The 20,334-nt window shown below is 38.8% G+C and carries 18 protein-coding genes; 11 read left to right on the forward strand and 7 right to left on the reverse strand.

Annotated features, from left to right (window positions below):
* Positions 1 to 358: 358 nt before the first annotated feature.
* Complete coding sequence (locus tag QGN23_RS03835; RefSeq protein WP_282905711.1) at positions 359 to 3,025, forward strand: cation-translocating P-type ATPase; 2,667 nt, start codon at positions 359 to 361, stop codon at positions 3,023 to 3,025.
* A gap of 79 nt (positions 3,026 to 3,104) precedes the next feature.
* Positions 3,105 to 4,205, forward strand: a complete 1,101-nt coding sequence (locus tag QGN23_RS03840; protein ID WP_282905712.1) for an AI-2E family transporter — start codon at positions 3,105 to 3,107, stop codon at positions 4,203 to 4,205.
* Between the two features lie 141 nt (positions 4,206 to 4,346).
* Here the strand turns inward: QGN23_RS03840 and QGN23_RS03845 are convergent, their stop codons facing one another.
* Both QGN23_RS03845 and QGN23_RS03850 read right to left on the reverse strand, forming a co-directional pair.
* A complete protein-coding gene (locus QGN23_RS03845; RefSeq protein WP_317622318.1) occupies positions 4,347 to 5,180 on the reverse strand; it encodes an IS3 family transposase in 834 nt (277 codons plus the stop codon).
* Positions 5,177 to 5,587 carry a transposase gene (locus tag QGN23_RS03850; RefSeq protein WP_282905713.1) on the reverse strand — a complete coding sequence of 137 codons (411 nt, stop codon included), beginning with the start codon at positions 5,585 to 5,587 and terminating at the stop codon, positions 5,177 to 5,179. The genes QGN23_RS03845 and QGN23_RS03850 overlap by 4 nt, the downstream gene beginning before the upstream one ends.
* 421 nt (positions 5,588 to 6,008) lie before the next feature.
* Here QGN23_RS03850 and QGN23_RS03855 point away from each other — a divergent pair, with 421 nt between their 5' ends.
* Together QGN23_RS03855 and QGN23_RS03860 are read left to right on the forward strand one after the other, a co-directional pair.
* The gene (locus tag QGN23_RS03855; protein ID WP_282905714.1) at positions 6,009 to 6,290 is read left to right on the forward strand and encodes a DUF6980 family protein; all 282 of its coding nucleotides are present in this window, start codon (positions 6,009 to 6,011) and stop codon (positions 6,288 to 6,290) included.
* Positions 6,291 to 6,655: 365 nt separating this feature from the next.
* Entirely contained in the window at positions 6,656 to 7,651 is a 996-nt protein-coding gene (locus QGN23_RS03860) for an alpha/beta fold hydrolase (RefSeq protein WP_282905715.1), read from the forward strand.
* Positions 7,652 to 8,005: 354 nt separating this feature from the next.
* Here the strand turns inward: QGN23_RS03860 and QGN23_RS14890 are convergent, their stop codons facing one another.
* On the reverse strand, positions 8,006 to 8,188 hold the full coding sequence (locus tag QGN23_RS14890) for a PLDc N-terminal domain-containing protein (RefSeq protein WP_396127344.1): 183 nt from the start codon (positions 8,186 to 8,188) through the stop codon (positions 8,006 to 8,008).
* A gap of 330 nt (positions 8,189 to 8,518) precedes the next feature.
* On the opposite strand from QGN23_RS14890, the gene QGN23_RS03865 reads away from it, so the two are divergent.
* The 3 genes from QGN23_RS03865 to QGN23_RS03875 all read left to right on the forward strand — a co-directional run bounded on the left by QGN23_RS03865 (position 8,519) and on the right by QGN23_RS03875 (position 10,162).
* Complete coding sequence (locus tag QGN23_RS03865; RefSeq protein WP_282905716.1) at positions 8,519 to 8,752, forward strand: 4a-hydroxytetrahydrobiopterin dehydratase; 234 nt, start codon at positions 8,519 to 8,521, stop codon at positions 8,750 to 8,752.
* A gap of 377 nt (positions 8,753 to 9,129) precedes the next feature.
* Positions 9,130 to 9,675 carry a DUF4142 domain-containing protein gene (locus QGN23_RS03870; protein WP_282905717.1) on the forward strand — a complete coding sequence of 182 codons (546 nt, stop codon included), beginning with the start codon at positions 9,130 to 9,132 and terminating at the stop codon, positions 9,673 to 9,675.
* 7 nt (positions 9,676 to 9,682) lie between these two features.
* A complete protein-coding gene (locus QGN23_RS03875) occupies positions 9,683 to 10,162 on the forward strand; it encodes a cupredoxin domain-containing protein (protein ID WP_282905718.1) in 480 nt (159 codons plus the stop codon).
* A 223-nt stretch (positions 10,163 to 10,385) separates the two neighbouring features.
* Here the strand turns inward: QGN23_RS03875 and QGN23_RS03880 are convergent, their stop codons facing one another.
* From QGN23_RS03880 to msrB, 3 genes are read right to left on the reverse strand one after another with little or no spacing between them, the layout of a single operon-like run.
* On the reverse strand, positions 10,386 to 11,159 hold the full coding sequence (locus QGN23_RS03880) for a molybdopterin-dependent oxidoreductase (RefSeq protein WP_282905719.1): 774 nt from the start codon (positions 11,157 to 11,159) through the stop codon (positions 10,386 to 10,388).
* Between the two features lies 1 nt (position 11,160).
* Positions 11,161 to 11,823, reverse strand: coding sequence for a cytochrome b/b6 domain-containing protein (locus tag QGN23_RS03885; protein WP_282905720.1), 663 nt, complete (start codon positions 11,821 to 11,823; stop codon positions 11,161 to 11,163).
* 16 nt (positions 11,824 to 11,839) lie between these two features.
* Positions 11,840 to 12,379, reverse strand: a complete 540-nt coding sequence (msrB, locus tag QGN23_RS03890) for a peptide-methionine (R)-S-oxide reductase MsrB (protein WP_282905721.1) — start codon at positions 12,377 to 12,379, stop codon at positions 11,840 to 11,842.
* A gap of 472 nt (positions 12,380 to 12,851) precedes the next feature.
* Between msrB and QGN23_RS03895 the strand changes: the two genes are divergently transcribed.
* Positions 12,852 to 14,387, forward strand: a complete 1,536-nt coding sequence (locus QGN23_RS03895; protein WP_282905722.1) for a SulP family inorganic anion transporter — start codon at positions 12,852 to 12,854, stop codon at positions 14,385 to 14,387.
* A 123-nt stretch (positions 14,388 to 14,510) separates the two neighbouring features.
* The gene (locus tag QGN23_RS03900) at positions 14,511 to 14,837 is read left to right on the forward strand and encodes a YegP family protein (protein WP_282905723.1); all 327 of its coding nucleotides are present in this window, start codon (positions 14,511 to 14,513) and stop codon (positions 14,835 to 14,837) included.
* A gap of 79 nt (positions 14,838 to 14,916) precedes the next feature.
* On the opposite strand, the gene QGN23_RS03905 is transcribed toward QGN23_RS03900, so the two are convergent.
* A complete protein-coding gene (locus tag QGN23_RS03905) occupies positions 14,917 to 15,231 on the reverse strand; it encodes a hypothetical protein (RefSeq protein ID WP_282905724.1) in 315 nt (104 codons plus the stop codon).
* Between the two features lie 196 nt (positions 15,232 to 15,427).
* Between QGN23_RS03905 and QGN23_RS03910 the strand changes: the two genes are divergently transcribed.
* Both QGN23_RS03910 and QGN23_RS03915 read left to right on the forward strand, forming a co-directional pair.
* The gene (locus tag QGN23_RS03910) at positions 15,428 to 18,865 is read left to right on the forward strand and encodes a glycosyltransferase (protein ID WP_282905725.1); all 3,438 of its coding nucleotides are present in this window, start codon (positions 15,428 to 15,430) and stop codon (positions 18,863 to 18,865) included.
* 149 nt (positions 18,866 to 19,014) lie between these two features.
* A complete protein-coding gene (locus tag QGN23_RS03915) occupies positions 19,015 to 20,325 on the forward strand; it encodes a TolC family protein (protein ID WP_282905726.1) in 1,311 nt (436 codons plus the stop codon).
* Positions 20,326 to 20,334 lie beyond the last annotated feature (9 nt).

Consider the following 20,334-nt stretch of genomic DNA (forward strand, 5'->3'; position numbering starts at 1 on the left):
TTTAGATCTTCCGAAGATTAGTTAATAACAAGCTTTTTTTTTGTCCATTGGTAGCCTTTATGAGTAGTTTTCTTCGGTTTTTCTTGGCTAAAGAAGACAATTTGCCGCTGCTGAAAATCTCCGGTCCTGTGCCCCAATAATCTTACAAAATCACACACTCCGAAGCCCCGCTTTGCAGTATTATAATGTGCCTCACTACTTTTTCCGTTCCATTAAATTCATTATTATCAGCGTTTTTTTTCTGCGGTAAGGTATTTAGCTTCGTGTCTGATCAAATTTATTTTTTGAAATTTCCCGTTGCGATGTCCCTTAAAATCAGTAATTTGCATCTAGCTATTTTCTAAATATATTTCTCCGCATGTCTAAAGAAATACAACAGTGGTTTACCCAGTCCGTCCCGGAAACTTTAAATAAACTTTCCCTGGATTCAGACAATGGCCTGTCGGAAGTGGAAGCTCTGAAAAGGAAAGAACGTTTCGGGCCAAATGCATTAAAAGCAAAGACGAAAAAACCAGTCTATAAAATTTTCCTTTCGCAATTAAAAGACTGGCTGATCTATATTCTTTTTGCGGCGGTGATCATCACAGTTTTCATGGGGGAATATATTGATGCCAGCATTATCATTTTGGTTATTCTCCTCAATGCCGCCATTGGAACCTATCAGGAAGTAAAAGCAGGCAAAGCTATTGAGGCGTTGTTGAAAATGTCGTCTCCCAAAGCCTTAGTAAAAAGAAACGGACAAACGAAAGAAATCGACGGTGCAGAACTTGTTCCCGGTGATCTTATTATTTTAGATGCCGGTCGGATAATCCCGGCAGATTTGCGTTTGCTGGAAACGGTGAATTTACAGATTGAAGAATCGTCACTCACCGGCGAAGCGGTTCCTGTACTTAAAAATGCGGCCGCCACTTTAACAGATCTCAATTTACCAATCGCTGACCGGGAGAATATGGCTTTTATGTCAACGGTTGTTACGGCCGGTCGTGGCAGTGGAATCGTAGTAGAGACCGGAATGAATACCGAAGTCGGGAAAATTGCTGACCTTCTTGATAACGATTTTCAGATGAAGACTCCGTTGGAAAAAAAATTAAGCGATCTTGGGAAAACCCTGGGAAAAATTGCGGTGGGAATCTGTATCGTCATCTTTGGGATTTCCTGGTTTCAGGGAAGGGATCCGGCCGAAATGTTCCTGATATCCGTTTCTTTGGCAGTTGCTTCTATTCCCGAAGGTTTGGCCGCAATTGTAGCGGTGGTACTTTCCATTGGTGTTACCGCCATGTCTAAAAAAAATGCGATTATCCGTAAACTGCCGGCGGTGGAAACTTTAGGTTCCGTGAACATCATCTGCTCGGATAAAACAGGGACATTTACGCTCAATAAAATGACCGTAACCGAACTCTATACCGCAGACGGTTTAGTCCTGTTGGATTTACTTAAAAAAAATACTGTTTCTGACTCCTACCGCAAATTATCTGAAGGGATGATTCTATGTTCAGACGCAACCCTGGAAAATGATGCGGCCACAGGTGACCCAACAGAAATTGCCCTGCTCATTCTGGGCGATCAGATCGGTCTTGACAGAACAGGATTAATACAAAAAAATGAGCGGATTGCTGAGAACCCTTTTGAAAGCAACCGAAAAATGATGTCGGTTTTGATCAAATCAGGAAATGAGGTTACGGTTTATACGAAAGGCGCTTTAGACAATTTATTAAAGCTGGTAACGAAGGTTTATGATAAAGATGAAATAAGAAACATCACCCCGGAGGATATTAAAAACTTTCGGCATGCGGCCAGAAAAATGTCGGACAATGCATTACGAACACTCGCTCTCGCTTATAAATCTGCTGATATGAGCACTCCTCCTGATCAAATGGAAAAAGATTTGGTTTTAATCGGTTTGGTCGGAATGATCGATCCGGCGCGCGAAGAAGTAAAACCGGCAATTACATTGGCAAAACAGGCCGGTATAAAAACTGTTATGATTACAGGAGATCACAAAAACACGGCTTTAGCCATTGCGAAAAATCTCGAAGTTGCCGATAATATGGATCAGGTGTTGACAGGTCCGGAACTGGATGAATTAAGTGATGAGGAACTGCAGCAGAAAGTCGGAAACTACCGGGTCTTTGCAAGGGTTTCACCGCAGCATAAAGTGAAAATCGTTCAGGCGTTTCAGGCCAACGGAAATGTCGTTTCCATGACGGGTGATGGTGTTAATGACGGTCCCTCGCTTCAGGTTGCAGACATCGGCGTCGCTATGGGTATTACGGGAACCGATGTCGCAAAAAACGCGGCAGACATGATTCTCACCGACGATAATTTTTCTACTATCGTGGTTGCCATTGAACAGGGAAGAAACATCTTTAATAATATTAAAAAATCGGTCCTGTTTCTGTTGACCTGCAATCTGGGCGAAGTCCTCGCCATGTTTATCCCACTCTCTTTAGGATGGCCTTCACCATTAATTGCTACACAGCTTTTATGGATTAATTTATTAACGGATTCACTTCCTGCAATCGCTCTTGGAATGGATGAGAGTGATTCTGAAGTAATGAAGGATAAACCCAGAAAATTCAGTGATAATTTCTTTTCTAATGGTGGCGGAATTCAGGTATTTTCAGGAGGTATTTTGATTGGAGCGATAACCATTTTCGCGTTCTGGTATGGGTTTTATGAAATGGGATCCTCCCCTTTTGATAAAGATATTCCGGAAGAAGTACTTAAAAATGCACGAACTTTAACATTCCTGGTTTTGGTATTTGCCCAACTCTTCTACTCGTTCGGTTTGCGAAACAGTAAAAAACCTTTTTATCAATTTAATATTCTGGGCAACAAATTTTTAAACAGCACCCTTCTTTTAGGAATATTCCTGCAGTTGATGCTGTTATTTATTCCTGTTTTACGTACCGCGTTCAAGCTCCATATCCCAGATGCGAAAGGTTGGATGGTCGCTTTATCACTCGGTATAATACCATTTATTGTCTTAGAAATTTCTAAAATATTTACACTGAAAAAAAACTAAGTTCATGATTTCATCTCTGATCCCATTGTGTAAGATTTGCAACTTCATTTATGTATATTTGATTAATAAATAAAAAGTGGTGAAAAATGTCTTTCGAAAAAAAACTATTCAGCAAACACTTATCGTGCTGGCGATTGTAATATTAGCGGTTGATGTTTTTGTTTTGCAATATTTTGTGTCGGGTCTTTTGGGCGCTATTACCTTATATTTTCTAACACGGAAATTATACCGTAAACTGGTCGGTCAGAAAAAGTGGAACAGTGATTTAGCGGTTACTTTTATTTTCACCTTGCTCATCATCAGCTTTGGCATACCCCTGTGGATCTTAATTGATTTTTTGGTGCCCAAAATAAATGAGCTGATCAATGATCGGAATACCATTATAGAAAAATTTCAGTCGATACAAATCTTCCTGGAAAATAATGAATTTCTGCAACGCTTTGATTTTAAAGTGACCCATGAGCAGATTGTACAGCTCATTAATAAAGCGATCTCTGTCATTCCTTCCACCCTCAATGCAGTTGGTCAAATTTTCGCTAATATTTTCGTAGCTCTTTTCATACTGTACTACATGCTGTTAAACACCAGAAGCATGGAAGCTGATTTTAAGGAAATGCTGCCCTTATCGGAGCGGAGTAAAAATTATTTTATAAATGAAAATGCCGGACTCATCACGTCCAACGCGTATGGTATTCCTATTATCGCTTTTGCGCAGGCAGTGGTTGCGATTATTGGTTATTTTATTTTTGATGTAAACAACGCTATTTTTTGGGGATTACTTACCGGAGCTGCATCCGTATTACCGGTAATCGGCACCATGTTTATCTGGATTCCCATCTGTATATATCAGTTGGCAACCGGCGATATCAACAGCGGCTTGCTACTGGGACTGTACTGTCTGATATTTGTGGGTTCAATTGATAATATTTTAAGATTTACCGTTCTTAAAAAAATGGCAGATATCCATCCTTTGATTACCGTCTTCGGGGTTTTATTAGGTCTTAACCTTTTTGGAATGATGGGTTTGGTTTTTGGACCAGTGCTACTTTCCTTGCCGGGTATTCTCTATAAAATTTTTAAAATGGAAACAGGCCAGAGCGAAAATATTAAGTTCACACCCAAAACAGACATTTTGCAGGACGCATCAACAGATGAAGACCTTACTGCTGCCAATCCCTGAATAGTGTTGACTTGTTTTTATATAATTATTTTCATGGTCGTTGTTGAATGTGGCTGTTAAAATGTGGGTAAATTTTAAGTGCAATCATTTCTAAATTTATCCATATTTTAATAGCTTTCCACATTGGGTAACCTCTTTTTTTTACGGCTCATTATTATCATAGATGGTGATAATGGGTTGGGATGAAAATCCCTTTTCCTGCCATCTTCTTTCAAATTCTACAGGCGATAACCGGCCAAGGTTATTGTGTGGTCGGCGGTTATTATATTGATCAACCGCTCGCTTCGTAAATTTCTTCAACTGTTCAAAGTTCATGGGTTTCCATCGATCCAGATATTCTTCTTTTATGGTCTTGTTTATCCGCTCTGCATATGCATTATCCTGTGCAGACAAGGCCATGCTTATTTGAGTAGACCCTTCTTTCAGCAACTTGACATATTCTTTATAAATGTATTGCCCTCCTCTGTCCGAGTGATGGATTTTAGGAAAACAATGGTCTCTTACTGCCATTTTCAAGGCTTCTACATTCGCGGTTGCCCTCATATTATTGGATATTTTGTATCCTGTAATCTTTTTCGTGTATACATCAATGATGAAAACTGCGTAATAAAACCTATCGTTAACGTAAATATACGTAATATCCGACTGCCAGATGGTGTTAGGTGCATTTACCTCCATACCTTTGATAAGATTGGGATATTCGGAGGCGACGGAATGGGTCGTTTTGCGGTAATTCCTCTTGTGCTCCAGCCTGAAGCCCAATTCCATAAAAAGTTCTATGAAGCGGTCTCTGCCCATGAATTCCGGCTTTAAGGCATAATACATTTTCTCTACTCCGCATCCTGGGTGCTCATTCCGTAGTTCGTGGGCTTCCAACATTAGAGCACGTACTTTTTCATCAAAAATGTTCTGTCGATACTCATATTGTTGCACCGCCTGCCTGCTGATCCCTACTGCCCGATATAAAGCATTCAGGGAGAATTCTTTTTCTTCGGAATGTTGCCTGAACCAGCAGAGCGTTGGTTGCCGTAATTTTTTTTTATGTCAATGTCCAGATCTTCCTTGGCTATATCAATCATTTTTTCCAGATAATCGATCATAATCTGCTTCTGACCAACGGCTTGCTCAAGTTCTTTAATCTTCTGCTCGAGTTCTTTTAGCTTATGTACACTGCTTTCTTTCATTTCTACAACTCTAATTCCTTTCTCGTTAAAGGTAGAAAATTTATAGATCCATTGGTAAATAGCAGAGTCCGAAACTCCATAAAGTTTTTCAAGCTGTAATACACTGAATTTTCCACTCTCAAATAGAGAGACAATCTCCCTCTTAAATTCCTCACTGAAAACCCGATGCTTCTGAAGTTTCTTAATGTTTGCTTTCATATTTGTTGACTTATTTATGTCAACCTATATCAGGGACGGACATGCCCTTTAGTCTATTGCCATTATCATCTTCATCCCGCTTTGAACCCCAATAATCTCACTCATCACCTGCGACAAAATCTGCGGGCACCGAAAAAGCCCTTTTCGAGGAAAAAGGATCTTACCGGAAATAGTTTGATTTGTGGTTTCATGGTCTCACCAAATCGGGGCGTTCTCTTTTGTTTTTGACTGAAGGAAATCAAGAGCGCATGATCAATCTGAAATATTGGATTTGGATCAGAGGTATCAAGTTTTCATTTGAAGATTTTAGCGATTAATTAAAATTTTAGCAGATAGAAAGTTTTCGTATTTTTAGCCCGCGTGCAGAAATACCTAAACGTTAGCGGCAAGCATCCGTCAAACTCTTAAAAAAGATTAAACAATGTGCGAAAAACTAAAACTTAATTCATCAACTGACTTTGACGATACTGACAAGCCAATAAGTTATACTGAAAAGTTTGACGAGTATGGTTTGAAAATTTTCGACGGTGGAAGTTCATCAATTTTAATTGAGTTTTGCCCATTTTGCGGAGAAAGGTTACCGAAATCCAAAAGAGACCTATGGTTTGATGAAATAGAAAAACTTGGAATAGATCCATGGAAAAATGAAGTGCCTGAAAAATATCAAACCGATAAATGGTTTAGAGAAAATGCCAGCCGCTAATAACTAAGCTTTCGTTTTGTCCGCAAGACAAGAAATGAAAGCGCGTTGAATCCTTTGCTGTGCTCTGGACAGGCTCAGCTCCGGTGGCTTTTCAACAGCATTTGGCAGTCTATGGAGTTATCGTTTTTAGAAATTCGATCATCAAAGCAGTTTTTCAGAAGGACTGCTTTTTTTGAATAAGATATTTATACAAGCGGCGTTGAAGTTTACATCGGAAGATTTTAGCCCTTAATTAAATTTCCTGCAGATAGAAAGTTTTCGTATTTTTAGCCCGCCTGCAGAAATACTCAACCGTTAGCTGCGAGCAAAGACACACGACAGTTCATATTTTATAAAGACAAACTGACAAAAAATATTATTGAAAAATGAAAAAAATCATTTTAATTCTTTTGGTTATCGCAAAGTTTTCCTCCTGTTTCTCTCAGGACAAATTAATGGCCTTGGATAAAGATCTTTCTACTGTAACCTATCCTTTTGAGGTCAAATTCCATCCGTTGAAATCTCAGGGACAAGATCTGAAAATGGCTTATTTAGATGTATTGCCAATTAATCCTAATGGAAAAGTCATCGTGCTCCTGCACGGCAAAAATTTCAATGCGGCTAATTGGGAACAGACGATAAAAGAGTTGAATAAAAAAGGCTATCGTGTCATCGCACCCGACCAAATTGGCTTCGGTAAATCCACCAAACCCGCAAACTACCAATACAGTTTTCAGCAGCTGGCTTTTAATACCAAATCTATTCTGGACCGTCTCAAAATCAATAAAATTATGCTATTAGGTCATTCTATGGGCGGAATGCTTGCTACAAGATTTGCATTGTCCTATCCTGAAATGACAGATAAACTCATTCTCGAAAACCCAATCGGTTTGGAGGACTACAAAGTGCTGACAAGCTATCAAACCATTGACGCCAACTACCAAAGCGAATTGAAAAACACCGTGGAAAGCTATCGCAACTACCAGCTGAAATATTATTATGATAACACCTGGAAATCTCAATATGACCCTTGGCTTAACCTTTTGGCGGGTTGGACATTGCACAAAGACTATCCTGTTATAGCATGGAACGCAGCACTGACCACCGATATGATTTTTACACAGCCTGTGGTATATGAATTCAAAAACATTAAATGTCCGACACTGCTTATCATCGGAACACGTGACAGGACAGCGATAGGTAGAGAAAGAGCCTCAAAAGATTTACAATCGAAAATGGGACTTTACAACGAATTAGGAAAGAAAACACAACAAGCGATACCAAACTCGACATTGGTAGAATTGGACAATATAGGACATCTTCCCCACATAGAATCTTTTGACAGATTTATAAAGCCGTTGACTGCATTTTTAGAAAAGTAGATCTATGAAATTGCCAGCAGCTGACAGCACATTTTCAATAGGCGTGGTTTCGTTCTTCGCACGGAGTTTTGTGGTAGCTGAAAGTTTCGCGCTCCGCATCAACATAAGTGGTATAAATCCTGTTTTGACTACAACCTCATCTTCATTACCAGGAATCCCCTCATTTATCTATAAACCCGCACTCCCCTTTTCAAGTACTGGCGGTTACGGTTGTCAGTACAGATCATCAATAGCAACGCCAGCGGATTACCAGTCTTTGGTATCGTAGCACAGAGTTTTAGCCACGGATCAGATCAGAACTCCCCGTAACAAATTCCTTATTGTATAATTTTTAAAAACAGGAAAGTAGCTTAATCAGCCTTTTCTATAAAAGTAATATATAAGCGATCCCAAAAACGGCATGAAAAGACAAACAGCAATCCACAGTAATTTTGCCGGGTTTGAATAGAATGGGTTTTTCAGAATTGCTATAATGCTGATTATAAAAACGACAAGAAACAAAATCAGAAACAGGTAATAATAGACTTGAGTGCTCATGGTGAATTTTTGTCTTCTCCCTTTTTTTAAAAAACAGCAGGATTGAGAAGCTCTTTTTAAATCCAACTATTTTAAGATCTTTTTCTCAATTTTTTAATTTTCTCTTATTATTAATACTCAAAATTAAAGCTTTTTTGGTAATATTTTATGATATCTGCTGAAGAATTTAATTTTTAATCCGATGCATAAAGTCCGTCGGCTTTTGCCCGTACGGGAATTCAATCCGTTATAAAAGTTTGCTGTGTGTCAATGATAAAGATCAGCATTACTGCAAAATGGAGGCATTTTTGCATTCAGCAAAAGGTATAATAATCAATAAAACATAAAATCATGTGGAAAGAAACCGATGGAAAACTGCAGCAGACTTTTAAGTTTAAAGATTTTTCCGAAGCCTTTGCTTTTATGACCAGAGTGGCCTTGATTGCAGAGAGTATGCAGCACCACCCTGACTGGTCCAACGAATACAATAAAGTGAACATCAGTTTATGCACGCACGACGCAGGCGATGTCATTACCGAAAAAGACTACAAACTGGCCAAAGCGATCGACAAGATAATCTCATAAACTAAGACCTAACGAAACCTGTAAATATTTGCTATTTGTACGGTTTAACAGCAATTCTTTTTTCTCTAAGTAAAAGGCCATTTTACCTGTCGGGGTATTTTCCGATTGCTCCAAATCGGACTATACCAGACGGCTCATTACTTAATTCTTTATTGAAAATCAACAATTTACAAATTCACCTTTTATATTTTCACTATTACCAATTGTATATTTTTTCAAAATTAACTTGGTTTGATATGCAAAACATTGTAACTTCGTATACGTTTTCTTGAAAAAATAATCCAAGTTTAAAATAAATAAGAAATTATTTTTAAATGCAACCGGAAGGATCATTTGAATTTAATATCGAATCATATATTAACTTAAATCATGAAAAAATGAAAACTTTAAAAAGCCTGGCTTTATCCGGAACAATGCTTTTGTCGGCATTGTTATTTTCCACCAAAGTTTCTGCACAGGAACAAAAAACGCCGCAGCTTACCGATCCGGAAATTGCCTCTGTTGCGGTAACGGCAAATCAAATTGACATAGGATATGCTGAAATAGCACTGAAAAAGTCTCATCATAAAGACATTAAAAACTTTGCTGCTACGATGAAAAGAGACCATAACGCTGTGATTAAAATGGCCGTAGATCTGGTTACGAAATTAAAAGTGACTCCAAAAACGAATGCCGTTACAAAATCTTTATTAGAAGCGGCAACAAAAGAAAAAGCAATCTTACATGCAAAAAAAGGGAGAGCTTTTGATAAAGCATATGTAGACAACGAGGTTGCCTATCATGAATCCACGATTAAAGCGGTAGAAACCATCCTGATACCCCAGTCTAAAAACGCAGAACTGAAAGCTTTGCTTGAAAAAGCAGTGCCTATTTTTAAAACGCACCTTGAGCATGCAAAAATGATTCAGAAAGAATTTAAATAACAGAAAAATGATTTCGCAAAAGAACATTTTCAGAACAGGATCTTCTTTCGTTGCAATCGTTTGTTTACTAAATATAATCAGTTGCAACCCGGGATCCAAAGATACGATACCTGCGGTAAATGACAATTCCATGAGTACCGAAAAAAGCGTAAGCCAGACCTCAACGCCAGCACCGACTCCAAAAGTGGATTCTGCAACGGCGAACGCTAACACAAATACAGCGGGCGGTACTCATGCAAATGCATCCGCTCAAGTGGTCACCATAGAAAACATGAAATTTAATCCGGCAACAATTACCGTTAAAAAAGGAGATCAGGTAACATTCATCAACAAAGATGTAGTGGCGCACAATGCGACAGAAACACATAAGGCATGGACTTCTCCGATGTTACAGACCGGCCAGTCCTGGACGTTCACTCCCGAAAAGACTTCCGATTATTACTGCACCGTTCATCTGGTGATGAAAGGGAAGATTATTGTAAAATAAGATTTAAATAATAGAAACCATCACGGTTTCAGGACATTTATTAATTTCTGAAACATTTAATAAATTGACACTTCTCAGAGCCTGTTTAAATTTGTTTTAAAAGGCACAAAAGCGGACAGGCTCTCAGATGGCATAACAAAGACCAACTTTTAATGAAGTTGGTTTTTGATTTTACCGGCGATGACTAAAGATGCCCATGTTTTAAATAAGAAATAAAAATGGGCTACAGACCGGAATAGTAGTCGTATCCCCTTTCGAACCAATAATCTTTCGGCCGTTCATCACTGAAAGAAAGCGTGCCGATCCGTTTTAAACTTTTGATGCCATATTTTGTAGGAATGATTAATCTTAAAGGATAACCCTGATCCATGGGCAAAGGTTTGCCGTTCATTTCATAACAAAGCAGGGTCTGAGGATGCATTGCGCTCGGCATATCAATTCCCACATAATAGCCGCCATCCGGGGTGACCAAACCGATGTATTTTTTCTGCGACTGCTGATCCAAATGATATGCTTTTACAAAATCACTGAATTTTACTCCGCTCCAATCCGTTATCTGGCTCCAGCCCTCAATACATTTAAAATCGAAAATAATTTCTGTTTTGGGAAGTTTCCGGATGTCCTCCAGTGAAATAAGCAAAGTATCGCCGGCCGCTTTTACCAGTTTTAATTTCCAGTCTTTTGCGTCAAAGTCTTTTCCCATTCCCACATCGCCGTTAACCCTCACCTTTTTTACTGCGGCGGATTTCGGGTATGTTTTCGCGAGATGATTGGCGGAAAATATTTTAGTAAAAACGCGCTCATTGCCGTTGAGTACTTTTCTCAAAGGATCTTGCACTCCGGTTTTTTGCGTTTCGCCAGGTTGATTTTTAATGGTTACGAAAGTAAATATGGCTCCGGCAAAAAGCAGAATAAAAATCACGAAGGCAGTAATGGTTCGATTTCTAATCTTTGCTGATGATATATTCTGTTCCTGTTTTGTTTTCTTTTTTTCCATCTTATTTCTTTTTATTTTTTAAAACTTCAAAACCTGTAACCATACTGCTGAAATTTTGCCAACCCGCGAATATGACTTGTAACACATGAATCAGAAAGAATATACAATAGCCAATCATCAAAATAAAATGAATAATCCGACAGGTCTCATAGCCGCCGAAAACAGTGCAGAGCCAACTGAACTGTATCGGTTTATAAATCGCTAAACCCGTAAGTAAAGACCCCAATCCCATCATAACGATGGCGGTGTAAGCAATTTTCTGTGCGCTGTTGTATTTATCTTGCGGAGGAATTGTTTTGCGCAGATGAAGGTCATGCAATACCACCTGCCAGGCTTCTTTAAGAGAATTTTTATTGGGGGTCAAAAACCGCCATTCACCGGAAAAAACAGTGTAAACGACATATAAAAATCCATTCACAAAAAAGAACCACATAAAGACAAAATGCCACGCCATTCCTTCGCTGAGGTGATAAGGAAGATTGAGGGCATCGTAGAAAGAATCAGGAAAAAAGTGAATGAGATCTTTACCGGCAATCTGTATTTTGTAAACATCATTGGCCCAATAAATTTGCAGTCCACTCCATATCATTACCGCAAGCACAGGGAAATTCACCCAGTGAAACCATCTGATAGCGAGCGGGTGCTTTTTTCTGATTCTTTCCATTTCAAAAAAATTAAAACTAATGTGAAGCGGTCGGAGGCGCACCCCCTTCGGGAACAAAAATAAGGGCGGCAGAATTCATACAATATCTTTTTCCTGTAGGTTTTGGTCCGTCATCAAAAACGTGCCCCAAATGAGAACCGCTTTTGCTGTCTACCACTTCTACCCTTCCCACACCATCGCTGTTGTCTACAATTAATTTCACCGCATCCGGAGAAATCGGTTCATAGAAACTTGGCCATCCTGTACCGGAATCAAATTTAGTTGCCGAACTGAAAACAGGCTGCAACGAGGCTGCAGAATAATAGGTTCCTTTTTTATAAAAATGATCATATTTCCCTGTGAAAGCTACTTCGGTTCCTTTCTGACGAAGAATTCGATACTGTTCAGGTGTAAGCCTCTTTTTCCATTCGACATCAGAAAGCTTCATGGGATATTGATCAGACACCACTGTGCTGTTTTGCTTTTTATTATTCTTACTTTCATTCTGCGCCTGGTTGCAACTCCATGTAAAAACAGCTAATAAAAGCATTAAATAATGACTTAATTTATGGAACATAATATAAAATTTTTGATTAATTATTTAACTTAAAAACCTTTACCATTATGTACAACAAAAGTATAATAAAAGATTGAAAGTGAGAACGTTTCAAAAAAATAAATGCGATTTAGGTAAAAACATCTACTTCAATAAAATGAAAAACAGATAGGCTTCATCATCATTAAACCCTAATAAAAGCGGTCTGCTTTTTTGACAAAAAACGGAGTTATGACGAGAAGCTTTACCTCCATTTATCCGTAATGAGTGCGCCATGATTAAGAAAGATGAAAAAATGATGGAAAAGAAATAACACCATTTTTAATCTAAGTATAACAGAATGTTGATATCAATCAGCATTCTGCTTTTTTTGTCAAAAAAATGAAAAACGTAATCCAGTTGCAATACTTCCTCCTATTGTATTATTTTTGCATCCTGCGCTGAAATTGATATAGAAATCCACCGAGGCAGCTTATCTCTAAATTTAAACAGTATGAAGATTGTCCTCAATTTATTTGACTTCACTCAAAAAGTAAATTACAGAAACGAAATATTAGCCGGATTAACGGTCGCAATGACCATGATTCCGGAATCATTATCCTTTGCCATATTAGCAGGTTTCCCGCCGCTGGTGGGTTTGTACGCGGCTTTTATAGCCGGACTCATTACCGCTGTTTTTGGCGGCAGACCCGGAATGGTTTCGGGCGGAGCAGGAGCAACCGTAATCGTTTTAATCGCTTTGATGCGCTCCCACGGAATCGAATATGTGTTCGCAGCGGTAGCTCTTGCGGGAATTATCCAGATCTTGATTGGGCTGTTTAAATTCAGTAAATTTATAAGACTCGTTCCTCAACCTGTGATGTATGGATTTGTAAATGGACTGGCCATTATTATTTTCATGTCGCAACTGGATCAGTTTAAAATGATGAGCAATGGTCAACTCACCTGGCTTCAAGGTGAACCATTAATGATTATGGCAGGCCTGGTCGCATTAACAGTTGCAATCGTGGTATTATTTCCGAAAATTACAAAAAAAATACCGGCGTCATTAGTGGCGATTCTGGTGGTTTTTGCCTTGGTAGTAGGATTTGGAATCAATACCAAAACGGTTCAGGATATTGCCTCCATTGAAGGTGGTTTTCCCCCTTTTCATATTCCCAATATTCCATTGACGTATGAAGCCTTTAAAATCATACTTCCCTACTCGATGATCTTTGCGGCGGTTGGTCTTACAGAAGGTCTTCTTACCTTAAACCTGGTAGATGAAATGACCGGAACAAAAGGAAATGGAAACCGGGAATGCATCGCTCAGGGAACCTCGAATATTGTGAATGGTTTCTTTTTCGGAATGGGCGGTTGTCCCATGATTGCGCAAACTTTAGTCAATCTTTCAGCAGGATCCAGAGCTCGGCTTTCCGGGATTATTGCAGCGGTTACGATTTTGCTCATCATCCTTTTCGGCGCGCCTGTTATCGGGAAATTACCAATGGCGGCACTGGTTGGAGTAATGATTATGGTTGCACTCGGAACTTTTGAATGGGCAAGTTTTAAGATCATTAAAAAAATGCCGAAACACGATATCTTCGTCGGAATTCCAGTGGCTGTAATTACCGTGATCCTTCATAATTTGGCTTTGGCAGTTTTGGTGGGAGTCATTATTTCTGCAATGGTATTTGCCTGGGAAAGTGCAAAAAGAATTCGTGCACGAACTCATATTGATGAAAACGGAATAAAACATTACGACATTTATGGTCCTTTATTCTTCGGCTCTGTCATGGCTTTCTCTGAGAAATTTAAAATTGAAGAAGATCCAACAGAAATAATTATCAACTTCAAAGAATCACGCGTCACCGATATGTCTGCCATTGAATCTTTGAACAGCATTACCAAAAAATACAGCCAAGCCGGAAAGACTGTTCATCTTCAAAATTTAAGTCCAGACTGCATTCGGCTTTTAGACAATGCTGAAGCGGTAATTGATGTTAACATCATAAAAGACCCGGAATATTTGGTTGCGGTTGAACAATAAAGTCCGAATATCGATTTCATTTCTCGAAAAGAAATAAAATTGAATTTAACATAAAAAAACGTTTCAGTTCATTGCCTAAATTTCTGTAACTTTATAAGTACTAATGAACTAAAAAAAACAATTATGGGAAAATTCATTATTTCTAAAAGAAAAAACGGTGAATATCAGTTTAATCTGAAAGCTTCAAACGGCGCTACTGTTTTAACCAGTGAAGGTTATAAAGCAAAAGCTTCCTGTGAAAACGGAATTGAATCTACCAAGAAAAACTCAGCCGACGATTCAAAATTCGACCGAAAAAGATCAACCAATGACAAATGGTATTTTAATCTGAAAGCAGGAAATGGTGAGATTATAGGTTCCAGCGAAATGTATGAAAGTTCAATTGCCATGGAAAATGGCATAGAATCTGTAAAAACAAATGCACCAAACGCAATGACTATCGAAGAATAAGATTAGTATCCTCCACAATGCTTTAAGAAATTAAAGCATTTTTTGCTTTTTATAAAGGAATATCAATCATACAGAGAAATTAATTCCAAAAACAGGTTGAAAGAAAATTAACAATCCTGTTCATATCCTGTCTCATCGAAAAAGCCAGCAGATATTTCAACTGAAAAAGAAGGGGTTCAAAACCATTCGCCAGTTTCAAAAATTCACGCTCCGGAATAATCCCATAACATTTCCCCTGATGCATAATAGTAAGCGCGCGGTCTCCCAACGAAATCGTGATACTGCCTAATTTTTTATAAAAAGTATGCTCGCTGATCCTCACAAAACCATCTTCCAACATTTCGGAAGTTAGTTTATTAAAGAGTTTTTGGCCTTCGGGAGATAAATTCATCATGGAAGTTTGATCACTGTAAAAATAGCGAAAACGAAATTAATTAAAAACGAAATATCAATTAAAATTAATTCTCACTATTCCTGAAGTAGAAATCTGGAATTCAAAAATCACTTCTTCCAATTTTAACTAAAATTTAAGGTTAAAAAAAGACATCATTTTCAATACTTATTTATCTTTGATTATAAATTAACAGAAGATGGCGGAGAAATCAAGACAGGTATTTCAAACCAATAGCGGCAAGCGGTACAAAGCAACACAATGGACTTTACGCATCTTACTGACTATTCTTTCATTTATTACCGTAGTGGTAGTGATTGCGGTATTAAGGGGGACCAATCCCTCGATGCCCCAGCTGAATTCCATTGGAAAATCGTTTGAATCTAAAATAAATCCCGACAATGAATTTACTTTGGCAACGCCTCTGAATAAAAAATTCAAAGGTTTTAAAGATTTCCTGCAAAAAAGAATTATGGATGAAAAAACTGCAGCCAGAGCAATCAATACCAAATTGATCCGCGCGGCATTTTACGTTCCATGGTCGCCTACTTCTCTCTCAGATCTGCGGGCCAACGGAAGCAGGCTGAATACCATTTACCCGGAATGGTTTTTCATCAATCCCAAAACATTTCAGTTGGATTCCCGCATTGACAAAGAAGCGCTTTCTGTAATGAAACATTATGACCTAAGCATCCAGCCGATTCTCAATAATTTTATTTCTATACCCGGGAAACAGGGGAATTTCAATGGTGAATTGCTGCATACTGTTCTGCATGACCAAAGAATTCAAAACCAGTTGATTGCCCAAATTATAGCCACTTTGAAAGCCAATCAACTTCAGGGCATCAACATCGATTTCGAGGAACTGAAAGAAAATTCTGATGAGCATCTTAACGCTTTCATGAAAAATCTGTACACCCAGTTCAAGAAAAACGGTCTCATCGTCTCCATCGATATTATGCCGGACAATACGGACTATAACAATAAATATTTAAAGGATTATACCGATTACTTTATTGTGATGGCGTATGATCAGTTCAATGACCCCTCGCAAGCTGGTCCCATCAGCGATCAAAAATGGATAGAGAAACAACTCGACCAGATTGCAAAGGATGTTCCATCGGAAAAATTGATTCTTGGTCTGGGGGCTTACGGAAGACAGTGGATTACCGATGAAAACGGAACCCGGACAGAAGACATTACTTATGGCCAGGCAATTGACCGTGCAAAAATCTCGAAATCGGCTATTGCTTTTGACAATAATTCCTACAACCTTCATTATGCTTATAATTTCTCTGGAAGCAGAGATGAACCGGCCTCTAAAAACAGTGTCTGGTTTACCGATGCAGCGACCACCTTTAACATCCTGAGATTTTCTGATGACTACAGAAATGCCGGAACAGCAATATGGAGATTAGGCAGTGAAGATCCTAGAATATGGTCGTTTTACCCAAGAGATCTAAGTTCCGAAAGTTTGAAAAAAAATCCTTTTAATTATTCCATTTTAGAACTTATTCCGCCGAATTTCAATTCAAAACCGACCTCGATTGGCAGTGGAGAAATCATCAATATTCTGTATTCCCCACAACAGGGACGTACAAAAATAGACCTCGATAAAAATGAAAATCTGATTGCCGAAGAGCGGTACTCACAACTTCCTTCAGGATTTTTATATGAGAAATTCGCCGAAGACAGCACCAAAATCGGTCCGGGACATAAAATCATTTTAACATTCGATGATGGTCCAAGTGCAGAGTTTACCCCTAAGATATTGGATATTCTGGAACGGGAGAAAGTTCCGGCTACTTTCTTTCTGATCGGAGAAAATGCTGAAGCCAATATTCCTTTGGTTCAAAGAATCAACCGCAACGGTTTCGAAATAGGAAACCACACTTTCACTCACGGGAATCTTGCGAAAATGTCTCCCCAAAGAGCGGCTCTGGAACTGAAAACCACCCGGGCGCTCATCGAATGCATTACCGGAAAATCCACCGTGCTGTTTCGGGCGCCTTATAATGCCGATTCCGAGCCGCAGACCTATGAAGAACTCGAACCTTTGGCCCAAAGTAAAAAAGACAATTATATCGCCATAGGAGAAAGTATAGATCCCAACGATTGGGATCCGAAGATGAATGCCGATTCTATTCTGAACAGGACCATTCGTTTCGCTAATGCAAATAATGCAAGTATTATTCTGCTGCACGACGCCGGCGGAGATACAAGACAACCCACCGTAGATGCACTCCCAGGAATCATTAAATATTTCAAAAGCAAAGGCTGCAAATTTACCACAGTTGCAGATTTGATGAATGTGCCGGAATCCGAACTGATGCCGCCCATAAAAAGAAGCTGGAAAAATGACCTTAATTTCTTTTTTGCCTCTGCAAGTTACTGGACCGGGCAAGTGATATACGCCCTGTTTTTAATGGGCATTATTCTATCAATTTCAAGAATGATTATAATGGCAGTTTTAGCTTATTTACAAACTAAAAAAGAGAAAAAACTATTATCGGAATTCGCGGGAATGCCAGACTATCCTAAAGCAAGCATCATCGTACCGGCCTATAACGAAGAGGTAAATGCGGTGCGGACCCTTGAATCACTGCTCAGCCAGGATTACCCCAATATCGATATTGTTTTTGTAGATGACGGCAGCAAAGATCAAACTTTTGAAAATGTAAAAAAAGCGTTCGAAGGAAATCCAAAGGTCAAAGTTTTTACCAAACAAAATGGAGGAAAAGCCTCAGCATTAAATTTTGGAATAGCAGAAACCGATGCCGAATTCGTAGTGTGCATCGATGCCGACACGCAATTGAAAACCGATGCCGTTTCCCAACTGATGATGACTTTTTATTTGGAAGGAAAACCTCTCGAAGTTGGTGCAGTGGCCGGAAATGTAAAAGTGGGAAATGAAATAAATATGATTACCAAATGGCAAAGCATTGAGTATATCACTTCTCAGAATTTCGACCGCCGTGCATTTTCATTATTAAATTGTATTACCGTAGTTCCGGGAGCCCTGGGCGGATTCCGCAGAAAAGCAGTCCTGGAAGCCGGCGGATTTACCACCGATACTTTAGCTGAAGACTGCGACTTAACCATGCGGTTGCACAAACTTGGTTATATCGTTGAAAACTGCAACAATGCCATTTCCTATACCGAAGCGCCTGAAACGATGAGCCAGTTTCTGAAACAGCGTTTCCGGTGGAGTTTTGGGATTCTGCAGAGTTTCTGGAAACACCGCGACGCGATTTTCAGAAAACAGTATAAAAACTTTGGCAAAGTGGCCTTGCCCAATATTTTGCTCTATCAGATTTTATTGCCATTTCTAGCTCCGTTGGCAGATCTGCTGTTGGTGGTAAGTTTAATATTATCGGGATTTGGATTGATCGTAGCGGATCCTACCCATATTATTTTGTACTACGTTATTTTCTCTCTGGTCGATATCGCAGGAGCAGCTCTGGCTTTTGCTTTTGAAAAAGAAAAATTCAGCAAACTGATTTGGATGATTCCACAACGGTTGGTTTACCGGCAACTGATGTACTATATTCTCTTCAAATCCTTTAGAAAAGCCGTAAAAGGGGAGATTCAAAATTGGGGTGTTTTGAAAAGAACCGGGAATGTAAAAACAGCGTAACTTATTGAATGTAAATATGAAAAATCTGATGCTAAAGATGTAACTTTGAATGAGTTTCTTTTTAAAAGGTGGTTAATTTCATGTTAAAGTAGATTCGCCACAGTTCTTTGGATTAATATTTTCTGTTGAAAAATTTTAAATGAAAGACCATGAAAGCAAGAATTATTACTTTGATATTTCTCAATATCCTTTATCTTCATGTTGATGGTCAAAATTTAAATTATCCCGAAGGTTGGACTTTAGAAAACTGTATCAGTTACGCTAAAAATAATAATATTTCAATTTCCTCCCTGCGTCTTTCCAAAAGCTCTGCAAATCAGGATTTGTTACAGGCAAAAGCAGCCAAATACCCGAATCTGAACGGCAATGTTTCCCAGGGACTTTTCGCGGTAGACGGAACTAATGGTCTCCACATCCAGGGACTGAATACCCAAAGTATCGGAGCCAGTTCTTCGATGACACTGTACCACGATAATTATATAAAAAACAATGCCATTTCTAAAGAGGTATCTGTTCAGCTTGCCGATTTATCTGTACAGGAAAGTGAAAATAATATTACCCTGAGTGTCACCCAGGCATTTTTAAATATTTTGATGGCTCAGGAAAATATAATAGCGCTTGAAAATTTATTAACGACGACTCAGATCCAGCTAAAACAGGGAAGCCAACTCTATAATGCAGGAAGCATTTCTAAATTGAATTTCCTGCAGCTTCAGTCACAACATGCACAAGACGAATACAATTTAATCGCCGCCCAAAACAATCTGAGAACTGATTTGGTCAATTTAAAGCAGCTGCTGCAATTGCCGACTTCTTATAATTTCCAGATTTCTGCTCCTCAGGAAATCATTGTCAGCAACGATGTTAAACCTCTGGAAGTTGTTCAAAGTATCGCCCAAAACCAACGACCGGAAGTGAAGTATGGCGAACTGAATATCGAAAACTCAGAACTTTTACTGAAAATGGCAAAATCGTCCATTAAACCTACGCTGAGCATTTCCGGAAATATTTCAACAGGTTATTCTCAGGGAAACGGCAGTTATTTCAGCCAGCTGGGAAATCAGTTTTACCTGCCAGTGGGCTTGAGTCTGGGAATTCCCATTTACAACAACCGCATTTATAAAACGGCTGTAGAAAAATCTAAAATTGCGACCCAACAGGCTCATTTAGATTTAGAAAATACCAAAACCGTACTCAATCAGCAGATTGAGCAAGCTTATATCAGCCTTCAAAATTCGCTTTCACAATACGAATCTGCAAAAAAACAGATGGAAATCAATGAGCAAACTTACGCGATAGTAAACGCTCAGATGAAGTTAGGTGCCATTGATTATGTGCAGCTGCAGCAACAAAAACTGATCTATATCCAGGCATTGCAAAATTATTTGCAGGCAAAATATACTGCAGTACTCAATAGACAGATTTATGAATTTTATACGGGGCAGCAAATTAATTTATAAAACACTTGA

Source organism: Chryseobacterium gotjawalense (genome assembly GCF_030012525.1).
Classification (GTDB): Bacteria; Bacteroidota; Bacteroidia; order Flavobacteriales; family Weeksellaceae; genus Kaistella; species Kaistella gotjawalense.